This window comes from Pseudomonadota bacterium, from assembly GCA_010028905.1.
Lineage (GTDB): Bacteria > Vulcanimicrobiota > Xenobia > RGZZ01 > RGZZ01 > RGZZ01.
In genome coordinates this window covers 21,421-40,919 of record RGZZ01000005.1, presented here as the reverse complement: position 1 = coordinate 40,919, position 19,499 = coordinate 21,421, and the positions used below count along the sequence as shown (strand labels likewise).

The following is a 19,499-nucleotide window of genomic DNA, read 5'->3' as shown; positions in this document are numbered from 1 at the left end:
ACAGCATCAGCACCCTGCACGACATCGACGGCCGCCACAGGGGCGTCAACCAGGGTGGGGGTGCCGAGCGAGATGGCGATGATGTCTTCCGGCGCCGGGATCTCTTCGATGTACCCCTTCTGCATGATGTGACCCACGCAGCCCTCGAGCAGACACTGGACGTTGCGATGCAGGCGCAGCCGAAGCGACCCGAGGCGAATGGTGTCGCCGTCACGCAGCAGCATGGGCGTCTCGCTCACCACCTCGACGCCAGGCTCTGGTGGGGCAGCCCGCAGGTCAGATCCGTGACGAGCGCGTCCCGCGTAGACCACGGTGCTGGAGAAGTCGACACTGGTGAAGTCGGTGTTGTGTACGAGCGCGTAGCTCGACGCCTCGTCGTTCCAGACCAGCGCGTCGCGTTCGAGCGTGTTCTGCTGGCCGCGCTCCAGCAGCCGATGACCGTTTTCGTCGACGGTGTCGTGGAGAACGTGCAGCTTGCGCGACAGGATGAACGTGTCTCCCTTGTTGGGGCCGTTCATGATCGTCAGCGCAAAGCCGGACGAGACGCAAGCGTCGTCTCCGACGCCATTGAAGCGGGTCGTGAGGTTGCTGGCAAAGGGAGACGGCTTCCCGTGCCGGATGCGTCGCTGAACCCTGAACCTGCAGTTCCCCATCTCCACGGTGCTGCCGACGCCGATGCGCCAGTGCTCTCCCGCGCGCTTGTCAACGAAGGTGGGGTTGGTTGCGCCCTCGAGATGGAACAGGAAGTAGCAGCCCTTCTCCTCGTTCCACGCCAGAACCGCCTGCCGCCGCGATACCGTCTCATCGGTGAAGAGCAGCCAGCCCTTGCGCCGCTCTTCTTCAGTTCTCCCGCGGCCGATGACGAGAAATCCGTGGTCGAGAGAGAAGGTGAGGCCGTTGTCGCGCCCCCCCTCACACACGACCTCGAGGCCAGAGTCGTACTCCAATGCCCACGGCACGGGCCCGAACACAGCGGGAGACGTCGGCACGGTGGCTGCGACCGGATTGGCGTCTTCTCGGCGCGCCTGCCTTTTCATCTTTGTCTGCAACCAGTTGAACGGCATGCCGTGATGCTCCGGAGTGCTCAGGGAGATGTTTATGGGTGTTTCGCCAGAGCACGCGCACATGCCTGCCTCGAAAGGAGGTCGAGTCGCAGCGCCCCCTCTCTGACGCGCCCGCCTCGTCGGGGAAGGAAATGGGCTCTGACGGCCTGAAGCCCCGCAAGCATCATTCCCTGTGGGTCTTAGGAGCAGCAGCCATGGCCTTCTGCACAGTATGCGGTGCCCGTCTCGATCAAGGGGCCAGCCGATGTGTCGCCTGCGGAGAGGCAATCGCCGTTCCACCGCCCGCAAGCAGCGCGCCGGACACGCTGCGTCCGAGCGGTGCCCCCAACCCGTCTCCCTACAGCACAGAGCACGCCTTCACGCCTCCGATGCCGGCCCCGCCCGGGCAGGGTCAGCAGATGCCGGGCCACGGCCAGATGCCAGGCTACGGCCAGATGCCGCCCGCGCAGGGTCAGCAGATGCCGGGCTATGGCCAGATGCCGCCCGCGCAGGGTCAGCAGATGCCAGGCTATGGCCAGATGCCGCCCGTGCAGGGTCAGCAGATGCCAGGCTATGGCCAGATGCCGCCCGTGCAGGGTCAGCAGATGCCAGGCTATGCGCAGGGGGGGTCAGGAGCCTGGCCTGCCGGACCTCCACAGGGCTTTCCACCGTCGGCAGGTCCCACAGGCACAGGGGGCAATCGCACGGCGGTCATCATCATCATCGCGCTCGCGCTGATCTACTACGTGGCAACCCATCTGACCGGAAGCGAGCCGAAGAGCGTGGTGAATCGCTGTCTCGACGGCATTCAAGAGTGGAACGCCAGCAAGGTCCTGGAATGCGTGAGACCGGCCGAGCGCGCCATGTACGCTGGCCTTCCCACCGTCTTCGAGCAGATGAAGGCCAAGGGCCTCACCGTGCGGGTCGACCAGCGCACCCTCGAGGTCGCCCAGAAGAGCGAGACAGCGTGCATCGTGCAAGCCAGCTACACGGTCACGCTGAGTGCGCCGGGTCAGGCACCGCAGTCGAACCCGGTGCGCGATGCCGTGCAGCTGGTCTCCGACGATGGCCATTGGTACATCAACGGGTCTCAGATGTTCACTCTTCTTCTCAGTCAGGGGGGAGGGTATCGTTGACGCAGGTCTACTTCGATCACAACTCGACCACGCCGCTGCTGCCCGAGGTGTATGAGGCCATGCGGCCCTACCTTCTCACCGATTTCGGGAATTCCGCAACCGGCCACGACTTCGGGGCCGCGGCGAAGCGTGGGCTCGAGAACGCCCGCGAGCAGGTTGCCCGCGCCCTCCGATGCGAGGCAGACGAGGTCACGTTCACAGGCGGGAGCAGCGAGGCCAACAATCTTGCCGTGAAAGGCACAGCCTGGGCTCGCCATCAACGCGGGCGCCATCTCGTGCACAGCGCAGTCGAGCACCCGTCTGTTCGGGCCTCGGTCGCCTGGCTCTGTGAGCAGGGCGCCAGTGCGACCTCCATCGGAGTAGACGCCCACGGCAGCGTGCGAACAGATGAGATGGTCGCGGCCCTTCGAGACGATACCGTTCTCTGTGCCCTCATGCTCGCACAGAACGAGGTGGGAACCGTGATGTCTGTCGCGGAGGTCAGCGCACAGGCCAGGGCCCGTGGCGTTACGATGCTCACCGACGCGTCGCAGGCCGTGGGCAAGATCGACGTCGACGTGAGGGCACTCGATGTCGATCTCTGCGTGATTGCCGCGCACAAGTTCTACGGCCCCAAGGGCGTGGGTGCGCTCTACGTGAGGCGAGGAACGCCGCTCGTCTCGCTTGTGCACGGGGTCGCCCACGAGGGTGGGCGTCGCGCGGGCACGGTGAACGTGGCCGGCATCGTCGGCATGGGTGCCGCCATCGAGATCGTCACCCAGAGGATCGCGGTCCATCGAACCCATCTGCTCACCCTGCGACAGCAGCTTCTCGATGGTCTCAAGAAGCACTTCCCGGATATCTACGTCAGCGGCCATCCCCATCGCCATCTCCCCAACACGCTCCATGTCTGCATCCCCGGACTCGACAGCACGGAGCTGCTGCGCCGCCTTCCCCACATCGCGGCTTCGAATGGCGCCGCCTGCCACTGGGGAGTGACCGAGCCTTCCCACGTTCTCGCCGCCATGGGCGTGTCGCGCGAGCTCGCGCTCGGCGCGCTGCGATTCAGCCTTGGGGTTGGAAATACCACCGAAGAGGTCGAGCAGGTGGTGAGCGAGGTGGCGGCATGCGCGGAAAGCCTTCGAGCGACAGCCTCTCCGCGCTGAGCGTCGACCTCGATGCGGCAGATGCCGCCCATCGCCTGGGGCGCTGGTTCGCTCGCCAGCATCGCGATCTGCCCTGGCGTCGCAGCCGCGATCCCTACGCCATCTGGATCTCCGAGATCATGTTGCAGCAGACGCGGGTCGACACCGTCATTCCCTACTATGAGCGCTTCCTCGAGCGCTTCCCAACGGTGGAGTCGCTGGCGAGAGCGCCTGTCGACGAGGTGCTCAAGCGATGGGAGGGGCTGGGCTACTACGCGCGCGCCCGCAATCTTCACCGTGCGGCGCGCATCGTCGCCGAGTCGGGCATGCCACGCGGGCGGGACGCCCTTCTCGCGCTGCCCGGGGTGGGGCGCTATACGGCGGGCGCCATCTCGAGCATCGCATACGGCGAGGCCGTGGCCGCGGTCGACGGCAACGTGGAGCGGGTGCTCTCGCGCCTGCTGGCCGCATCCCGGCTCGATCCATGGCCGCTTGCGGAAGCCCTGGTGAGAGGCTCCAGCGACCCTTCCGCACACAACCAGGCTCTGATGGAGCTCGGTGCGACGGTGTGCACCCCGCGCGCTCCCCAGTGCGACGTCTGTCCTCTCGGGCTGCTCTGCGCTGCGCGCCGTCTCGGTGATCCGACGCGATTCCCAGAGAAGGAGCGCGTGAAGGCCCTGCCTCAGCGTGATGTGGTTGCAGCGCTGGTATGGAGCGGCGAGCGCTTCCTCGTCGTGCGACGGCCCTCAGAAGGGCTGCTGGGCGGTCTCTGGGACCTGCCGTGGGCGGAACGGGAGAGTCGTGAGCCCGTTGAACAGACCTGCACGAGAGCCCTCCAGACCTGGACCGAGCGGGAGGGGCGCATCATCCGCAAGATGGGGGTGGTAGCGCACGTGTTCACACACTTCCGCATGCGATTGCACGCCTTCGAGTGCACCTGTGACGAGAAGGCGTCGGCGTCTGCGATCTCGCGGTGGATCGAGCCGAGAGAACGTGACGCGCTGGCCTTTCCGAGAGCAACGCACCACGTGTTCGCCCTGGCCTTCGACGGCAGCCCTCGCCGCACAAAGGGAAGACGGGCTCACTCGACCTTGTAGACCCCCGCCGCAGGAACCTCCGAGAGAAACGCATTCAGTGCCGCTTGCGCAGCGTCCGCGCTCTTGCTGTCGAAGGTGAGCATGACGCGGTAGGGGCTGTCTGCCTCGAACACAGGATAGGAACCCACATCGACGCTTTCGTGGTCGCGCTCGATCCGGGTCAGCAGATCAGCGATGTCTCCCTCCATGACCGTGACATACGCACGCCTGCAGTGATAGGGGTGGCACAAGAATCGCTCGCGCAGGGGGCGAAAGGCCTTTCGGAAGAGCTCCGGCACACCTGGAAGGATCATGACGTTACGCGCGAACACGACCGGGATCTTCACGTCTCCCCCGTGCGCGATCTCCGCCCCAGCGGGAACGAGCGCCATGCGCAGCCGCGCCTCGTTCAACGTGTCGCCGTACCACTGCTCGAGCAGCTCGACCAGCAGGGGGCTCTGCTCGACGGCGGCCTCGAACGCTTGCGCCACTGCCTCGATGGTCTTGTCATCGTGGGTCGGTCCGATTCCCCCCGAGGTGAACACGTGGTCGTAGGTCTGACTCAATCGTGCGACTGCTTCAGCGATGACATCGATCTCGTCGGGAACGACCTCGATGCGACGCAGGCTCACGCCCAGCGCGCGCAGCTCCTTGCAGAGAAAGGGAGAGTTCAGATCGGTGACCTTGCCGCTGAGGATCTCGTTTCCGATGACGAGAATCGCGGCGGTGGCTGAAGCCGCGGAGGGAAGGGCGCTCATGCGAGCGCGTTGGATGCGCTCGCCAGGCGCGCTTGGCGACCTGTGAGCCCCAGGGTTCGGCCGCCGCTCTCCCGGCCGTCGGCCTCACCGCTCACAGGGCGCTCTCTCCAAACGCGGCAAAGGTCAGCAGGCGTCGGATGAACTCGACGTACACCTCGCCGACCTCCGCGTCTCCCGCACGAATGCGACCCCGCCCCCAATCAACGAGACCGCCGCACCAGTGCGGCGCAACGTCAGTGGTGAACGCCGCGGTGTGCCCGGCGCCGTGCTGCCCGATGACGAGCAGCGGTCGGGCGGCGCCCAGATCGGAGACGGGGGTCTTCCCGCGGCCGCGGAACCGCATCTCCCAGGCGCTCAAGACCACGGTGGAGGTGCTGCGAGCCAGAACGGCATTGTAGCCCATGATGACGGGCGGGCGCCTGAAGCTCAGGCCGTCGACCAGGGTGTGCCCCGCGGAGGGCCAGGCGACAAGACCGCTGGGCACGTTGCGCCGATCGTCTTCGTCTGCCATGCGCACGGGGAGAGCCGCGGCGACCTGACTGCCTCGATACCCGCCGTTCAGCCCCGTGAAGGATGACCAGCCACCGAGCATCACCAGGCCCACGCCCTCGTCGTGCACGAGCTGGGCGACTCTGGCGTCGCTCTCCCGCCCCAATCGCTCGTAGGGATAATCGCTCAGCACGATCACGTCGAACGGACGCTTCCCTTTGTGCAGCGCGGCGGGAGGAGGCTGATGCATGTCGAGATGGGTGCAGGGATAGCCGAGCCAGCTCAGCACCCCGACGAGATAGCGCGCGGACGCCCCTTGGACGTCGCCGAGATAGAGAACGCGAGGGCAGCGAGAGCTCGCGGCTTTGCTCATGGATGAGGGCCCTTCGGGAACTGGCAGAGACATCGGCGCTGTGTGCCGGTCGCTGCTGACGGCTGCACGCTGGCGGCAATGTGCGGACGACGTCGGACGGGAAGCCTTCGCATCGCCCCTGTCGAAAGCCTTTCGGTTCTTGGGGCGACCTTCAGCATCTATCGGAGAGGTCCGGCGGCGATCACCGGAGGATGAGGGGAGACTCGGTATAGCCCGCCCTGCGAAGCGTGATCGCCTCCTCGACGTGATCGTCGCTGATGCGCTCGCGCCCTTCGAGATCGGCGATGGTGCGGGCCACCCGCAGCACCCGCTGATGAGAGCGCTGAGACCATCCGAGGCGCTCGGCCGTCTCCCGCAGGAAGCGAGCGCTCGTCGGCGTCGCGACACACCAGCGTGCCGCGTCTCGCGTACGCAGACGTGCGTTGAGGAGACCGTTCGATCGCGCGCGCTGACGTTCCCGAGCCGCCTCGACGGCGGCACGCACCTGCGCCGATGGCGGGGCGCTCGAGAGGCTCTCGCGTTCGGTCAGGCTTCTTCGGCTCACCTCCACGTGCAAGTCGATGCGGTCGAGGAGCGGTCCGGACAGGCGCGCGCGATAGCGCTCTACCGCGTGCGCCGAGCACCCGCAGCGAGACTGGGCGTCTCCGAGGAATCCGCAGGGGCAGGGGTTGAGGGCGAGCAGGAGCATGATCCGCGCGGGGTAGGTCACAGAGAGCTGTGCTCGCGACAGCGTGACCAGGCCGCTCTCGAGCGGCTGACGAAGCGTCTCGAGCACCGACCTCGGAAATTCGAGCGCCTCATCGAGGAACAGTACACCGCAGTGCGCGAGAGAGAGCTCACCAGGCCGGGGATTCGAGCCGCCACCGATGAGACCCGCAGGAGAGCACGAGTGGTGGGGAGAGCGGAACGGGGGGCGCCAGATGATCCCGCTGTCGTGGGGCAGCGCGTTTGCCACGCTGTAGATCTGGGTGACCTCGAGCGCTTCGGTGCGGGAGAGGCGGGGAAGTATCCCAGGGAGCGCGCTAGCCAGCATGCTCTTTCCCGATCCGGGAGGGCCGACGAGCAGCGCGTTGTGCCCTCCTGCAGCCATGACCTCGATGGCGCGGCAGGCCAGTGCCTGACCGCGGACCTCCGAGAGATCGTGGGACGGGTCAGGCTCGTCGATCGGATCGTCGGTGAGGGTGCACACGTCACGCGGGGGACGCTTGCCCGCAATCACCTGAACCGCTTCAGACAGCGTCTCCACGGCGATGAGAGGCAGATCCCCGACGTGGCTGGCCTCCGCTGCGTTCTCCACAGGCAGGACCAGTGTTCTGCGACCAGACTCCCGTGACAGGTGGAGCGCCACGGGAAGCACGCCTGGAACGCCGCGGACGCGCCCGTCGAGAGAGAGCTCTCCTATGGCCGACACCGCCGCCACGCGGTCTGGGCAGAGCTGACCGGTAGCGGCGGCGATGGCCAGGGCGATGGCCAGGTCAAAGGAAGGTCCTTCCTTTCGCAGGTCCGCAGGTGCCAGGTTGACGGTGATGCGACCTTCCGGGTACGTCAGCCCGCTGGTGCGCAATGCGCAGCGAACGCGATCACGAGATTCCGACACGGCGGCGTCTGGCAGGCCGACGATGTCAAAACGAGGCACGCCGGTGTTGACGACGACCTCGACCTCCACCGGATGGGTCTGCAGTCCGATGATGGCGATGGAGTGGGTTCTGGCGAGCATGGGCTCCTCCCGAGATGCAGGATCAGGAGTGCGGTGGACCGAAGTCCCCGCCCCGTGGATGTCAAGAGAATCGTAACCTACGTGCTACTGGGCTCTACGCTCGGAATGGTCTTTTTCGTGTTCTACATCTTGCTTGGCACGAGTGAAGACGACATGGGTGACGAAGCGCCGATGTGGTGGCGCGGAAACTCGTATGCCGGCGTCGTCGTCGACATCGACGACCGAAAGCTTGTGCTGCATCCCCACAGGGGAGACAACATGCAGTTCAAGATCGATGGCAACACGCGCTTCATCCTGCGGGGCAACACGCGGGTGCAGGCCGGCGTGGAGGTGAAGGTCCTGTTCCGCACCATCCGTTCCGGTGACGCCTCGTTTCTGCTCGCGCGAACCATCAAGGTGCTGCGCACCGAAGCCATTCGCACGTCTGACGGTGAATCGCCGTCAGCCACAGGCTCCAGCCAGCCTACCCCTGGCGACGCTCCCTCCGGCAATGCGTCGTCGTCGCCTGAGCGCGCGCGCCTTCAACCCTCCCCCTCAGGTGACGTCATCGACGCCCCTTCTGCGTCGACCTCCACTCCCTGATCAGAACGCGCCCTCGAGATGCTCGACGCGCGCCGCATAGGGAGGGGTCCGCGCCATGTACACGGCAAGCACGTCGAACCGCACAGGCGAACCGTGCAAGCGCGCCTGCGACAGCCACTGGAGCGCCAGCGCGCGGATGCGGTGCTGCTTTCGCCCATCGACCCCTTCCGCTGCAGGAAATCCTCGACCCGAGCGGGTCTTCACCTCGATGAACACGATCTGCTCCCCAGCCGTCGCGATGAGATCGATCTCACCCCCGCGGACCCGCCAGTTGCGAGCAACGATTTGATATCCCCGCTCCTCGAGGAAGCGGGCCGCCAGTGCTTCACCACGACGTGCAAGCTCCTTCGACTCGAGATGCATGCAGTGCCTCCGTTCGGATTGAGGTGGCGCCATCATAGAGCCCCGGAAGCCACAAAGCAAAGAACAGGCCGTGAACGCGATGTTAAAACGGCTCGAATCACGCTGCGTTGCGGTACTTCGCTGATGCGCAGACGAGAGCGCCACTGAATTGTCTTCGCGATTGACCTGGACGCGCTGGAAGCGGATGTTCGAGGCAGAGGCGAGCAGGGGAGTGCTGCTTCTCGACGACCCGATGGTGGCCGCGCTCGAACGCGGGCGCGACGACGTCACTGCCCTGCTCGAGGCAGAGCGCGCGCGTCTGCGAAGCCTAGAGCTGCATGAGCGTGCCGCGCGCAAAAAAGGGTTCGAGATCGTGGCGGGGGTCGATGAGGTGGGGCGTGGTCCCCTGGCGGGTCCCCTGGTGGCGGCGGCGGTGATCTTTGACGACCAGCCCTGGATCCCGATGCTCGACGACTCGAAGAAGCTGGCGGAAGAGCTGCGCGAAGCGCTCCACGCGCTGGTGCTCGAGCGAGCGATGAGCGTGGGGGTCGGTGTGGTCGAGGTCGAAGAGCTGAACACCTCCAATCTTCACGAGGCGAGTCTCGAGGCCATGCGGCGCGCGCTCTCCCAGCTTGCGCCACAGCCGAGCCTGGTTCTCGTCGACGGGTGCCACGCGGTTCCCGGCCTGTCGTGCGCACAGCAGACCATCGTCAAGGGCGACGCCTCGTCTGTGAGCATTGCCGCGGCCTCGGTTGTGGCCAAGGTGATCCGGGACCGCCGGATGGCCGAGCTCGATGCACGGTGCAGCGGCTATGGCTTCGCGGTGAACAAAGGCTATGGAACCCCGGATCATCTCGAGGCGCTCGCGCGTCTTGGCCCCTGTGAGGCCCATCGCGTGCGGTTCGGGCCGGTGGCGCGGGCGCTCGAGCAGCAGCTCCCGCTCTTCTGAGGGGCGCTCTGCTGGCCCGGAACGTGGGCCCAGGACGTTGAGAAACGCCTGCCTCTTCGTGCGCGCTAGAGCGCGTCTTCGTCGACCTCGTCGTCGTCTTGGGTGGTGGGCGTGTCTTCCGGCTGGACATCATCGACCTTTTCCAGCGTCATCGGACCCCACCGCCCTTCCCGGGTATGCTTGAGCAGGAAGTGAGCCGCTCTCTCAACGTCGACAACCCCACCGCTCAGGAGCATGCCCCTGCTCGCCGCAACGGCTTCGAGCATCGACTGGCCGTCTCGGGGCGCAACCGCGAGCGCGCCGCGTCTGCGAAGCAGCTCGGCGAGGCCCTCTCCGACCTCGTCGAGCGGAAGGTTGTCTTCCTTGATGGCGCCGGTAGCCGCCAGGTGAAGGAACATCTCGCGAGACGCGATGCGGGGGAACAGGATGCCGGGCGTATCGCGAAGCTCGAGCCCACCTGGAAGCGCAATCCACTGCCGGCTGCGGGTCACGCCCGGATGCCTGCCTGTGCGGGCAGGCGCTGTGCGGCCGCGGGAGCCGCCGGCATCTGCGGTCAGGCGATTGATGAGCGACGACTTGCCGACATTGGGGATTCCCGCCACCAGCAGACGCACCGGGGCATCGAGGCGCCCCTTCTTGCGTGCGCGCTCGAGCACTCTCCCTCGGACATCGGCCACCACCTTCTTGATGGGTTCGATGCCACGTCCCATCAGGGCAGACGCCGACACCACCGCAACGCCCTCCTTGCGCAGGAGGGCGACCCACGCTGCCGTCGCAACAGGCTCGGCGAGGTCGGTCTTGTTGAGGACCATGCAGTACCCCTTGCCGCGGCTGCGCAGCATGGTCTCGATCTGGACGTGTCGACTGCTGCGTGGGATTCTCGCGTCGACCACGAGCAGAACGAGGTCGACGAGCTTCAGGTCTTCACCAATCTGACGAAGCCCCTTCGCCATGTGGCCTGGAAACCAGCTGAACGACATGGCTACGGCAGCACCGCCATTCTCTCCGGCGGCCAGAGCACGATGCTGGCCTTGCCGCGAATCAGGGACATCGGGAGCTGACCCCACCGACGGGAGTCCTCGCTGTTGGTTCGGTTGTCTCCCATGACCCACACACAGGTCGGGGCGATGAGGGTGCGGGGGGTGTCGTCACGGTCACGCAGCGTGACGTACGGTTCAGCAAGGGAAACCCCGTTGATGCGGGTCTGCCCTTCTCGGATCTCGATCTCCTCACCCGGGAGCCCGACGATGCGCTTGATGTAGTCACGGCTCTTGTTGCGAGGGCTGCGGAACACCACCACGTCACCGCGACGCGGCGCGCGAAACGAGTACGTGACGAGATCGACCACGATGCGCTCGCCCGTCATGATGCCGGGCTCCATGGAAGCGCCCTGCACCACCGATACCCGCCCCACGAAGTGCAGCAGCAGCACGGTGAGAATCATCACCTGCAGGGCGTACATGAGGACACCGTGAACCCGGGGAAGGCGCTGCCGGGCACCAGCGGGCGCAGCGGTCACGCCGCCTTCTCCTCCCTGGGTCTCGACCGTCTCCTCGGACGCCTGGCGGCTCGCGCCCGGCGTTGTGGAACCCGTCTCCTCGAAGCTCAACGCAGCAGCCTCGCCCTGCGCAGCGGATAGAACGTCAGAAACGCCTTTCCGACGATGTTCTTGACGGGAACGGCCCCCCAGTACCTGGAGTCTTCGCTGTTCGGTCGGTTGTCGCCCATGCAGAACACGTGGTCGGGGGGAACCGTCACCGGGTCAAAGGTTCGCAGGCCCTGCCAGCCGTAGCGATCTGACGGCGGATTGCGATAGGGCTCGACGAGCGGCTGATCGTTCACGTAGGTGACATCGTTCGTGACCCGGACGGTGTCTCCCTCGACGGCAATCACGCGCTTGATGAAGTCCTTTCCCTCGCTGTGGGCTCTCTCCGGAGGGCGAAACACCACGATGTCGCCTCGGCCTGGTCGATAGAAGTCATACACCAGCTCATCGACGAGAATCATGTCGTTCACAAGCAGCGTTGGAACCATCGACTCAGATGGGATGTAGAAGCTGCGAACCACGAAGTGGATCAGGAAGAGCGCCGTGACCCCCGCGACGATGATCGAATCGAGATACTCGAGCATGACCCGCGTCTGCTCACGTGACCAGGCGCTGCTGATCGCAGAGGGGGTCGTTGACGCAGCAGGCGGGGCTTCGTGGTGGGCGGTCTCCGAGGAGCCCTCGTCACCCTCTTCGTCGCTCTCGTCGGGTGCATGCTCGCGCGTGCCGTTGGGGATGAAGAGGACGGCCATCAGGGCAGTGGCCAGCACGGTGAAGCGGCGCGTGTCGAAGGGCGGCGCGTCGGGCTGATCCGGCGGCGCCGCCGCGGCAAATGCACCCGTGTAGCGAAACACGAGGGCAATTGCGATGAGGAGCCCCGCCTTGAGCCAGAACGGTCGGACGCGCAACCCGGGAAAAAGCAGGAAACCCCCTCGGATGACCGAGAGGATTCCCACGATGAACAAGAGGCCCTGGGACGTCACCGGGCGGGCACGTCAGCACGCACCCTCTCCCGCACTGCGAGAGAGGGTCGCGGCTGGTTCTCAGCCCTTCTCGCCGTGCTTCTTCTCGCGCACACGAGCCGCCTTGCCAACCAGGTCGCGGAGGTAGAACAGACGCGCACGGCGGACGTCGCCGCGGCGAAGCACCTCGATCTTGGTCACGCGGGGCGAGTGGAGGAGCAGGGTACGCTCTACTCCCACACCGTGAGAGATCTTGCGAACGGTGAAGGACTCCTTGAGCCCTCCCTTGCCGCGGGCGATGCAGATGCCTTCGAACGCCTGCGGACGCTCCTTGCCGCCTTCCACGACCATGATCTGGACGCGGATGGTGTCGCCAGGACGAAAGTCAGCGACGTCTTTCTTCAGCTGCTCGTTCTCAATTGCGCGAATGAGGTCCATGGTGGGTTCCCTTCTCTGGTCGGGTGTGCCGCGTCTCGGGAGGCCGCTTCGAGTGTGGTCGGCTGCGGGCCCGTGGTCAGGCGTGTCGGGAGTGGCCCGCTCGTATGCCTGGTACGGCGAATTTTCAGACAAGCCAGATTATATCACGCCTGTCAAGCCGTCGCAACGCTCGCGCGCACCGAGTTTGGGCCCGGTGCTCAGTGAAGGATGCCGATGCGCTGTAGCGGCCAGAACCGGCAGAATGCCTTTCCGATGATGTTCTTGCGGGGCAGGGTGCCCCAGAACCGAGAGTCGTCGCTGTTGCCGCGGTTGTCACCCATGCAGAAGACATCGCCCTCAGGGATGCGCACAGGCCCGAAGTCGCCCATGCCGAACGGGCCGCTGCTGTTGATGAACGGCTCGTTCTGCGGAACGCTGTTGATGTAGAGACGCGCGTTGCGAATCTCGAGAGTATCGCCCCCCACCGCGACGATGCGCTTGATGAGGTCCTTGTCTCCCATGTTCGCCTCGGCGGGGGGGCGGAACACCACAACGTCTCCACGGGACGGGTCGTAGACGCGGTACACGGTCTCGTTCACCAGGACCATGTCGTTGACCTTGAGGGTCGGCACCATCGATTCGCTGGGGATGAAGAACGGCCGAACCACGAATCCGATGAGAGCAAGCGCCGTAACCCCCGCGATGACGAGGGTGTCGAGCATCTCGATCAGCTCGCGCTTCTGATCGTCGTCGAGCTCGCCCTGGGGAAGTCGGAAGATGGTGATCAGCGCCAGGAGCACGATGACCGGCGCGATCCGCAGGGGAGGGGAGAGGCTGTCGAGCGGTTCGCTGACCCAGGCATAGACCGTGATGGATCCGAGCATGGCCAGCAGCACGCCCTTCAGCGGGAGCGCGAGGATGCGACGCTGTGGGAACACGTAGATCCACAGGCGCAGACAGGCCAGCAGGATGACCGCCAGGATCAAGACCTTCGAGCTCACGCGTCGACTCCCTCGGAAGGCGTATGGGCAAGCGCTTCTTCGAGCATGCGCCGATCGACCGGGCTGAGCTCAGCCTGCGCCAGCAGGTCGGGTCGGCGCAGGGCGGTTCGCCGCAGCGATTCCCGACGCCTCCATCGATCGATCTCGGCGTGATGCCCGCTCAGCAGGACCGCGGGAACCTCCATCGCCTCCCACGTGCGGGGGCGGGTGTAGTGAGGGGCCTCGAGAAGGCCATGGGTGAAGGACTCCTGCTCGAGGGAAGCCGCGTCGATGACGTCAGGCTGAAGGCGCGCCACCGCGTCGACCAGTGCCATGGCTGGGATCTCTCCTCCCGTGAGCACGAAATCGCCGATGGAGATCTCCTCGTCGACGAGCGCCTCCACGAACCGCTCGTCGATCCCCTCGTAGTGACCGCAGAAGACGATGAGCCGGGGGTAGCCCGCCAGGCGCTCCGCGATGGCCTGGCTGAAGGGGGCCCCCTGGGGCGACATCAGGATCACCCGTGCCCGTGGAACGGCCATCTGCTGCACCGCCCGCACGGCTGCGGCCGCGGGCTCTGGCTTCAACAGCATGCCCGCGCCTCCACCGTAGGGCTCGTCGTCGACCATGCGATGCTTGTCGGTGGCGTAGTCGCGGAGCTGGTGGAGCGCGACGGTGATGTGGCCGGCGGTGCGAGCGCGCTGGATGATGCTGTGCTCGAGCGGCGCGAACATCTCCGGGAAGAGGGTCACGATGTCGATGCGCATCACGACGGTGCGGACTCCTCGTACTCCTCGAGCGGATTGACGGTCATGCGGCGACGCTCGAGATCGACGCCCACGATCACCTGCTTGATGGCCGGCAGAAGGGTCTCCCGGCCGTCGCGCTTCACCACATAGACGTCGTTGGCGCCGGGCTGCAGGACCTCTGTCAGAACGCCGAGCCAGACCCCCTGGGTGGTGTACACGTCGAGGCCCTCGAGCTCGAAGATGTACCAGGTGCCCTCGGGCAGCGGCTTCACCTCGTCTCGACGCACCACCACGCGGTGCCCGCGCAGGCGGTCTGCATCCTCGCGCGACGCGACCCCGGCAAGCGTCAGGAGGAACATGCCGCGATGCGGCCGAGCAGCTTCCACCGCATAGGCCCGCGGACATTCCTCTTCCTGCTCACGCCCACCTCGCGCCGCGGGGGGGAGAAACGTGAGCTTGTCGGTCTCGGTGAAGCGCTCCGGGAAATCGGTCTCGATCTTCACCCGCAGCTCACCGTGCACCCCGTGGGGTGCGGCCACGGTGCCGATGGTGATCCAGTCCTGCGTGCTCACAGCCCGCGGATCTCGACCACTTTCCAGTCGAGCAGCACGACCTCGGCGTGCCCCATCTTCTGAAGGAAGTCATCGCCTTCAGCGAGGGTCACGGTTCCCTCGAAGGAGCGGAACGGCAGCTCCGCGCCATCTTCGACGCCTTCGACCTCGCGCATGCGCCACTCGAGCTGCGCCTTCAGTGATAGAAGGCGTGCGCGCTCCGTCTCCTGCTGCGCATCACGTGGCTCGGGAAGTCCCTCGATGATCGACAGGTTGCGGTCGATGCGTGCAAGGGTGTCACGCGCTTCAGCAGTGAGCTGCTCGCGAAACCCCGGCGACATGATGACCTTGACGTCCACCGGGCGACGCAGCTCGATGGCGGAAGCGCCCATCAGACGATCTCGACTGTCACGCGACGGCCGTCGCGAGCGGCGGCCGCCTTCACGAGGGTGCGCAGGGCCTGTGCGACACGTCCCTGGCGACCGATGATGCGGCCGAGATCGTCGGGATCAACCCGAAGCTCGAGCACCGTGGTGCGATCTTCATCGATCACGTCGACCTCGACGGCATCTGGATGGTCGACGAGGTTGCGGGCGAGAAACTCCAGCAGTTCTTTCATGTGTCCTCCACTGTCTGACCGGCCGTCCCACCTGTGAGTCAACGACGAGGCGGGCGACGCAACGGAAAGGAAATCGCGAGCGATCATAGGAGACCGCTCGGATGCCGTGAGATCGGGGAAACGAGAGCGACCCGTCGAACGCAGGCCCCACCCACGACTTCGTGAGCGGGTGCGAGCGCCTACTCGGCGGCGACGGCGGCCGCGGCCTTGGGCGACGAGACCTCACGCGCGAGCATGCCGGCGGACTGCAGCAGAGAGCGCACCGACTCGGTGGGCTGGGCGCCCTTGCCGAGCCACTCGCGGATCTTCTCTTCCTTCAGCACCACCGTCGGGGGCTCGGTGCGGGGGTTGTAGTGCCCGAGGATCTCGATGAATCGACCATCGCGCGGGCTGTGGCTGTCGGCGGCCACGAGACGATAGGTGGGCTGCTTCTTCTTGCCCTGCCGACGCAGTTTGAGCTTGACCATGTGTTTGTCACCTCGCTGTTGTTGGGACTTTCAACCTGGAAGACCCCGTTCGCATCTGAGCGCGCCGTATCTTCGGACGCGGTCGGAGCGGCGCTGAGGCAGACCTGCAAGGATGGAGGCTGCGCGCCGCGGGTGCTCACGGGACATCTGTGCCTGGACGGTCTTGAAATCGTCGACACGTGCCATTCGGCATGGAGCGGACGGGCGATTCCAGGACAACGGTTATATGCTTTTGGGGTCAGGGATTCCTCTGCAATGTCTAGGTCGTCGCCTTCGACTACCAGCCAAACGGGAGCTGGAGCTTCATGCGCTTCTTGGGCTTCTTCTTGCCACCTCCGCCGAACGGCCCTGCGCCTCCGGTGAGACGTTTCATCATCTGCTTGGTCATGTCGAACTGCTTGAGCAGGCGATTCACGTCTTCGACCTGGGTGCCCGAGCCGCTGGCGACGCGACGCTTGCGCGACGCGTTCAGCAGATCCGGGTTCCGCCGCTCCTTCGGGGTCATCGACTTGATGATGGCCGTGATTCGGCTGAACTGGCGCTCGTCGACCTGCAGGTCTTTCAGTGCCGCGGCATTGGAGAAGCCAGGGAGCATGCCCAGGAGCTCTTGGAGCGGCCCCATCTTGCGTACCTGCTCGAGCTGCTCCATGAAGTCCTGGAGGTCAAAGTCTTGTGAGCGGAGCTTGCGCTCGAGCTCTTCGGCCTGCTCGGCCGACATCGTCTGCTCAGCCTTCTCGATCATGGTGAGCACGTCACCCATGCCGAGCATGCGACCCACAAGGCGGTCTGGATGGAACGGCTCGAGGGCGGTGAGCTTCTCCCCCGTGCCGATGTACTTGATGGGCTTGCCCGTGACGGCCTTCACAGAGAGCGCCGCGCCACCGCGCGCATCGCCGTCGAACTTCGTGAGCACGACACCGTCGACGCCCACTGCGTCGTTGAAGGCTTTGGCCACGTTCACCGCGTCCTGGCCGGTCATGGCATCGACCACGAGCAGGGTCTCGTGAGGGTTCACCGCAGCCCGCAGCTCCTTGAGCTCGGTCATGAGGCCGTCGTCTACGTGGAGGCGGCCCGCGGTGTCGACGAAGATCACGTCACGGGCCGTGCGCTCGGCGTGCTCGAGTGCGTGCCGCGCGATCTCGACAGGGTTCTGGCTGCCTTCCTCGGCATAGACGGGAATGTCGAGCTGGCGGCCGAGCACCTGAAGCTGGGTGACAGCCGCAGGCCTGTACACGTCGCACGCCACGAGCAGCGGCTTGCGGCCCTGCTCCTTGAGCAGACGGGCCAGCTTGCCCGTGCTGGTGGTCTTGCCCTGACCGTGCAGGCCGACCATCATGATCACGGTGGGCGGTTGAGACGCGAGATGGATCTTCTCGTTCTGGCCGCCCATGAGCTCGACGAGCTCGTCGCGGACGTACTTGATGACCAGCTGGCCCGGCGTCAGGCTCTTCCAGACATCTTCGCCGATGGCCTTTTCCTTGACCCGCGCCACGAAATCCTTGACCACGGGAAGGCTGACGTCAGCCTCGAGAAGGGCACGCTGCACCTCGCGCATGGCCTCGCTCACATCGCTCTCGGTGAGCTTTCCGCGGCTGCGCAGGTTCTTGAAGATGGCCGTCAGTCTCTGGCCGATGGAATCGAGCATCGAAATCGCCCTAAACAAAAAATGGCGCGTCGTGCGCCGTTGTCGCGCGTTGCCTCGACGCTGCACGCTGTGATGAACAGCCGCGCGAGGCCCCGAAGAGTATATCCCCCGTGCAAGTGGCTGTCAAGGGCGAGCCATCGGGTCGAGCACACGACAGGCCTGTTGCGTGACGTCGTCGAGTCCGCCCTGCTGCCAGGCCTCGAGCGCCCCTGCAGCGTCGTTCGCAAACCATCGCGCCCAACCGAGATCGACGGTGGCCTCAGGGTCGAGGCTGCGGGCCCTGGCATAACAGGCGCATGCCAGGGAGTATCGATGCGCGGTGGTGAGGATGTGGCCGTAGAGCGCAAGCACCGAGAGATCGTCGGTATGGGCGGGGTCGAGCGGCTCGAGGGCGTCGGCGAGGGCGAACGAGACCGAGGTGTGCCGCTGGTAGGCGGCGCGCAGATGGGTCACCAGCTCAGGGGGGAGTGCGCGGCCTTGCGTGTCGAGGTAGGTGAGGAGATCGCCGAAGTGCGCGAGGTCGATCCAGGCCGACCGCTTCCCCCCGATCCGTGGTTCGTCGGTGGCCGGCCCATCTGCTCTTCCAGGGCCTGTCGGTGGCGCGTGACCCGAGCGCCGAAGCGCGCTCGCAACCTCCTCGGCAGCGCGTCTCGCGCCCGCGTCGTTGAAGTGACAGGCGTCGAGGAAGAGAGACGCGTCGAACCCTCCGAGATCGCACACCAGCGTGCCGTCCTCTCGTCCAACGCCCTTCACCACCTCGTTGAGCGCGTCGCTGGCACGAACGGGATGCCGATCGCGCTCGAGCGGGCAGGGGAGCACGCGATTCACCGGGACCGTGCAGAGCATCAGTCCGACCCCAGCCGCTGAGCACAACCGCACAATCTCGTGAAGGTTGCCTCGAAAGGTCTCGCGAGCGAGCGCCAGCTCGTCATCGGTGACCTCGACCTGCGCCAGTCCCAGCGGTGCAGGCGCGTCGACGGGAGGGGGTGACGCGGGAGAGGCCACGAGGGCCCGCACCCATCCGCAGAGGCGGCTCCGCGTCGACGCCTCCAGCACCCAGCGCTCTACACGGGCTTCCAGCGGCGCTCCGCTGGCCCGCGCGGCCATGATGGCGAGCAGCTCGTTGTTCCCCTCCATCACCACGATCACCGACGGTCGCAACAGAAGCGCGGCGCGCACGATCTCGACCTGATCGGCGCTGCACGCACCTACACGGGCGAGGTTCACAACCTCGCCCCTGCCCCCGAGCATCGTGGCCAGACGCCACGGCCAGGCCCCTTGAGGAGGAAGGCCCAGGCCATACGTGGACGAGCTCCCGCAACAGACCACACGCGTGACCGTCGTCGAGGGATCTCGGGCGAACGGCGGGGTTCTCGTCTCGTAATCGGCGACGACAGGTCGCACGCCTCGCAGATGCACTGGCCTGCCGCGCAGGGCGGCAGGCGCGATGAAGGGAGGAGGAGGCAGCAGGCGCAGAATCGCCTCGACCGCGAGAAGAACCAGCAATGCGCGCCGGAACGCCACGGCAAAGCCGCGTCGGCGCGGAGAGACCGCGCGATCACCGCGTTCGACCGCTTCCTGTCCCGAACGGCGGGAGGGGTCGAGCCCATCTGACTGATTCATGCGGGTGATTTCGCGGCATCTGCCGCTCCCCCTCGGCCCTGGGGAGGGGGCTTGTATCTCGCCGGCGACCGCAGCGCCCTCAACGGGCCACCAACAGATTCAGGGCGCACACGACAAACATGTGTTCCTACCACAGAACGCATGTTCCAGTCGGGTGAACACGCGTTCCGCAGCACTTTCGTCGCTGCCCGTGAACCTGCCTCGCCGAAGCCTTCCTTGACCACGGGCGCGGGGCAGTGATAAGATGCGTGAACCTCGGGCGAATAACTCAGCGGCTAGAGTGTCTCCTTTACACGGAGAGGGTCGGGGGTTCGAATCCCTCTTCGCCCACCACAGAACTTGTCCATGCGC

At 65.9% G+C, this 19,499-nt stretch carries 21 protein-coding genes and 1 tRNA gene; 5 read left to right on the top strand and 17 right to left on the bottom strand.

The genetic code is table 11. The features are described from left to right. Positions 1–1,064 (bottom strand): FHA domain-containing protein (locus EB084_00940; protein NDD26821.1); only part of this gene is annotated, 1,064 nt, incomplete at its 3' end. Positions 1,065–1,881: 817 nt separating this feature from the next. Between EB084_00940 and EB084_00935 the strand changes: the two genes are divergently transcribed. Next, positions 1,882–3,324 (top strand): cysteine desulfurase, encoded by a 1,443-nt coding sequence (locus EB084_00935; GenBank protein NDD26820.1) that lies wholly within the window; start codon positions 1,882–1,884, stop codon positions 3,322–3,324. Then, complete coding sequence (mutY, locus tag EB084_00930; GenBank protein NDD26819.1) at positions 3,285–4,400, top strand: A/G-specific adenine glycosylase; 1,116 nt, start codon at positions 3,285–3,287, stop codon at positions 4,398–4,400. Before EB084_00935 ends, mutY begins: the two co-directional genes overlap by 40 nt. Here the strand turns inward: mutY and EB084_00925 are convergent. The 3 genes from EB084_00925 to EB084_00915 all read right to left on the bottom strand — a co-directional run bounded on the left by EB084_00925 (position 4,385) and on the right by EB084_00915 (position 7,716). Then, positions 4,385–5,137 (bottom strand): competence/damage-inducible protein A, encoded by a 753-nt coding sequence (locus EB084_00925; protein NDD26818.1) that lies wholly within the window; start codon positions 5,135–5,137, stop codon positions 4,385–4,387. The genes mutY and EB084_00925 overlap by 16 nt on opposite strands. A gap of 91 nt (positions 5,138–5,228) precedes the next feature. Next, entirely contained in the window at positions 5,229–6,032 is an 804-nt protein-coding gene (locus tag EB084_00920) for a hypothetical protein (GenBank protein NDD26817.1), read from the bottom strand. Positions 6,033–6,180: 148 nt separating this feature from the next. Then, complete coding sequence (locus EB084_00915) at positions 6,181–7,716, bottom strand: ATP-binding protein (protein NDD26816.1); 1,536 nt, start codon at positions 7,714–7,716, stop codon at positions 6,181–6,183. A gap of 54 nt (positions 7,717–7,770) precedes the next feature. Here EB084_00915 and EB084_00910 point away from each other — a divergent pair, with 54 nt between their 5' ends. After that, positions 7,771–8,298, top strand: a complete 528-nt coding sequence (locus tag EB084_00910) for a hypothetical protein (GenBank protein NDD26815.1) — start codon at positions 7,771–7,773, stop codon at positions 8,296–8,298. On the opposite strand, the gene EB084_00905 is transcribed toward EB084_00910, so the two are convergent. Next, positions 8,299–8,661: a YraN family protein gene (locus EB084_00905; protein ID NDD26814.1), complete on the bottom strand. Its 363-nt coding sequence runs from the start codon at positions 8,659–8,661 to the stop codon at positions 8,299–8,301. Between the two features lie 184 nt (positions 8,662–8,845). On the opposite strand from EB084_00905, the gene EB084_00900 reads away from it, so the two are divergent. Next, the gene (locus EB084_00900) at positions 8,846–9,589 is read left to right on the top strand and encodes a ribonuclease HII (protein NDD26813.1); all 744 of its coding nucleotides are present in this window, start codon (positions 8,846–8,848) and stop codon (positions 9,587–9,589) included. A 65-nt stretch (positions 9,590–9,654) separates the two neighbouring features. On the opposite strand, the gene ylqF is transcribed toward EB084_00900, so the two are convergent. The 12 genes from ylqF to EB084_00840 form a co-directional block, all read right to left on the bottom strand. Further along, positions 9,655–10,569, bottom strand: coding sequence for a ribosome biogenesis GTPase YlqF (gene ylqF, locus EB084_00895; GenBank protein NDD26812.1), 915 nt, complete (start codon positions 10,567–10,569; stop codon positions 9,655–9,657). 2 nt (positions 10,570–10,571) lie between these two features. After that, complete coding sequence (gene lepB, locus EB084_00890) at positions 10,572–11,198, bottom strand: signal peptidase I (protein NDD26811.1); 627 nt, start codon at positions 11,196–11,198, stop codon at positions 10,572–10,574. Further along, a complete protein-coding gene (lepB, locus tag EB084_00885) occupies positions 11,195–12,118 on the bottom strand; it encodes a signal peptidase I (GenBank protein NDD26810.1) in 924 nt (307 codons plus the stop codon). Before lepB (EB084_00885) ends, lepB (EB084_00890) begins: the two co-directional genes overlap by 4 nt. Positions 12,119–12,178: 60 nt before the next feature. Continuing rightward, positions 12,179–12,535: a 50S ribosomal protein L19 gene (locus EB084_00880; GenBank protein ID NDD26809.1), complete on the bottom strand. Its 357-nt coding sequence runs from the start codon at positions 12,533–12,535 to the stop codon at positions 12,179–12,181. A gap of 197 nt (positions 12,536–12,732) precedes the next feature. Continuing rightward, positions 12,733–13,236 carry a signal peptidase I gene (lepB, locus tag EB084_00875; GenBank protein NDD26808.1) on the bottom strand — a complete coding sequence of 168 codons (504 nt, stop codon included), beginning with the start codon at positions 13,234–13,236 and terminating at the stop codon, positions 12,733–12,735. Between the two features lie 275 nt (positions 13,237–13,511). Continuing rightward, positions 13,512–14,261 carry a tRNA (guanosine(37)-N1)-methyltransferase TrmD gene (trmD, locus tag EB084_00870; GenBank protein NDD26807.1) on the bottom strand — a complete coding sequence of 250 codons (750 nt, stop codon included), beginning with the start codon at positions 14,259–14,261 and terminating at the stop codon, positions 13,512–13,514. Next, the gene (gene rimM / locus EB084_00865; GenBank protein ID NDD26806.1) at positions 14,261–14,842 is read right to left on the bottom strand and encodes a 16S rRNA processing protein RimM; all 582 of its coding nucleotides are present in this window, start codon (positions 14,840–14,842) and stop codon (positions 14,261–14,263) included. Before rimM ends, trmD begins: the two co-directional genes overlap by 1 nt. After that, entirely contained in the window at positions 14,812–15,186 is a 375-nt protein-coding gene (locus tag EB084_00860) for a hypothetical protein (GenBank protein NDD26805.1), read from the bottom strand. Before EB084_00860 ends, rimM begins: the two co-directional genes overlap by 31 nt. After that, positions 15,186–15,413: a KH domain-containing protein gene (locus EB084_00855; protein ID NDD26804.1), complete on the bottom strand. Its 228-nt coding sequence runs from the start codon at positions 15,411–15,413 to the stop codon at positions 15,186–15,188. The genes EB084_00860 and EB084_00855 overlap by 1 nt, the downstream gene beginning before the upstream one ends. 179 nt (positions 15,414–15,592) lie before the next feature. Further along, positions 15,593–15,880, bottom strand: coding sequence for a 30S ribosomal protein S16 (locus tag EB084_00850; protein NDD26803.1), 288 nt, complete (start codon positions 15,878–15,880; stop codon positions 15,593–15,595). 277 nt (positions 15,881–16,157) lie between these two features. Next, complete coding sequence (locus tag EB084_00845) at positions 16,158–17,525, bottom strand: signal recognition particle protein (protein ID NDD26802.1); 1,368 nt, start codon at positions 17,523–17,525, stop codon at positions 16,158–16,160. A 123-nt stretch (positions 17,526–17,648) separates the two neighbouring features. Next, the gene (locus EB084_00840) at positions 17,649–19,148 is read right to left on the bottom strand and encodes an SGNH/GDSL hydrolase family protein (GenBank protein ID NDD26801.1); all 1,500 of its coding nucleotides are present in this window, start codon (positions 19,146–19,148) and stop codon (positions 17,649–17,651) included. A 257-nt stretch (positions 19,149–19,405) separates the two neighbouring features. On the opposite strand from EB084_00840, the gene EB084_00835 reads away from it, so the two are divergent. Continuing rightward, a tRNA-Val gene (locus EB084_00835) sits at positions 19,406–19,481 on the top strand. Positions 19,482–19,499 lie beyond the last annotated feature (18 nt).

Bases quoted from the DNA above. Each gene is read 5' to 3' on its own strand.
- EB084_00935 (NDD26820.1), top strand. From the start codon at position 1,882: ATGCGTGAGACCGGCCGAGCGCGCCATGTACGCTGGCCTTCCCACCGT.
- EB084_00860 (NDD26805.1), bottom strand. From the start codon at position 15,186: ATGGGCGCTTCCGCCATCGAGCTGCGTCGCCCGGTGGACGTCAAGGTC.
- EB084_00925 (NDD26818.1), bottom strand. From the start codon at position 5,137: ATGAGCGCCCTTCCCTCCGCGGCTTCAGCCACCGCCGCGATTCTCGTC.
- EB084_00905 (NDD26814.1), bottom strand. From the start codon at position 8,661: ATGCATCTCGAGTCGAAGGAGCTTGCACGTCGTGGTGAAGCACTGGCG.
- ylqF (NDD26812.1), bottom strand. From the start codon at position 10,569: ATGTCGTTCAGCTGGTTTCCAGGCCACATGGCGAAGGGGCTTCGTCAG.
- EB084_00855 (NDD26804.1), bottom strand. From the start codon at position 15,413: ATGAAAGAACTGCTGGAGTTTCTCGCCCGCAACCTCGTCGACCATCCA.
- EB084_00850 (NDD26803.1), bottom strand. From the start codon at position 15,880: ATGGTCAAGCTCAAACTGCGTCGGCAGGGCAAGAAGAAGCAGCCCACC.
- EB084_00880 (NDD26809.1), bottom strand. From the start codon at position 12,535: ATGGACCTCATTCGCGCAATTGAGAACGAGCAGCTGAAGAAAGACGTC.
- lepB (NDD26808.1), bottom strand. From the start codon at position 13,236: ATGCTCGACACCCTCGTCATCGCGGGGGTTACGGCGCTTGCTCTCATC.
- mutY (NDD26819.1), top strand. From the start codon at position 3,285: ATGCGCGGAAAGCCTTCGAGCGACAGCCTCTCCGCGCTGAGCGTCGAC.
- EB084_00915 (NDD26816.1), bottom strand. From the start codon at position 7,716: ATGCTCGCCAGAACCCACTCCATCGCCATCATCGGACTGCAGACCCAT.
- trmD (NDD26807.1), bottom strand. From the start codon at position 14,261: ATGCGCATCGACATCGTGACCCTCTTCCCGGAGATGTTCGCGCCGCTC.
- EB084_00840 (NDD26801.1), bottom strand. From the start codon at position 19,148: ATGAATCAGTCAGATGGGCTCGACCCCTCCCGCCGTTCGGGACAGGAA.
- EB084_00900 (NDD26813.1), top strand. From the start codon at position 8,846: ATGTTCGAGGCAGAGGCGAGCAGGGGAGTGCTGCTTCTCGACGACCCG.
- EB084_00920 (NDD26817.1), bottom strand. From the start codon at position 6,032: ATGTCTCTGCCAGTTCCCGAAGGGCCCTCATCCATGAGCAAAGCCGCG.
- EB084_00845 (NDD26802.1), bottom strand. From the start codon at position 17,525: ATGCTCGATTCCATCGGCCAGAGACTGACGGCCATCTTCAAGAACCTG.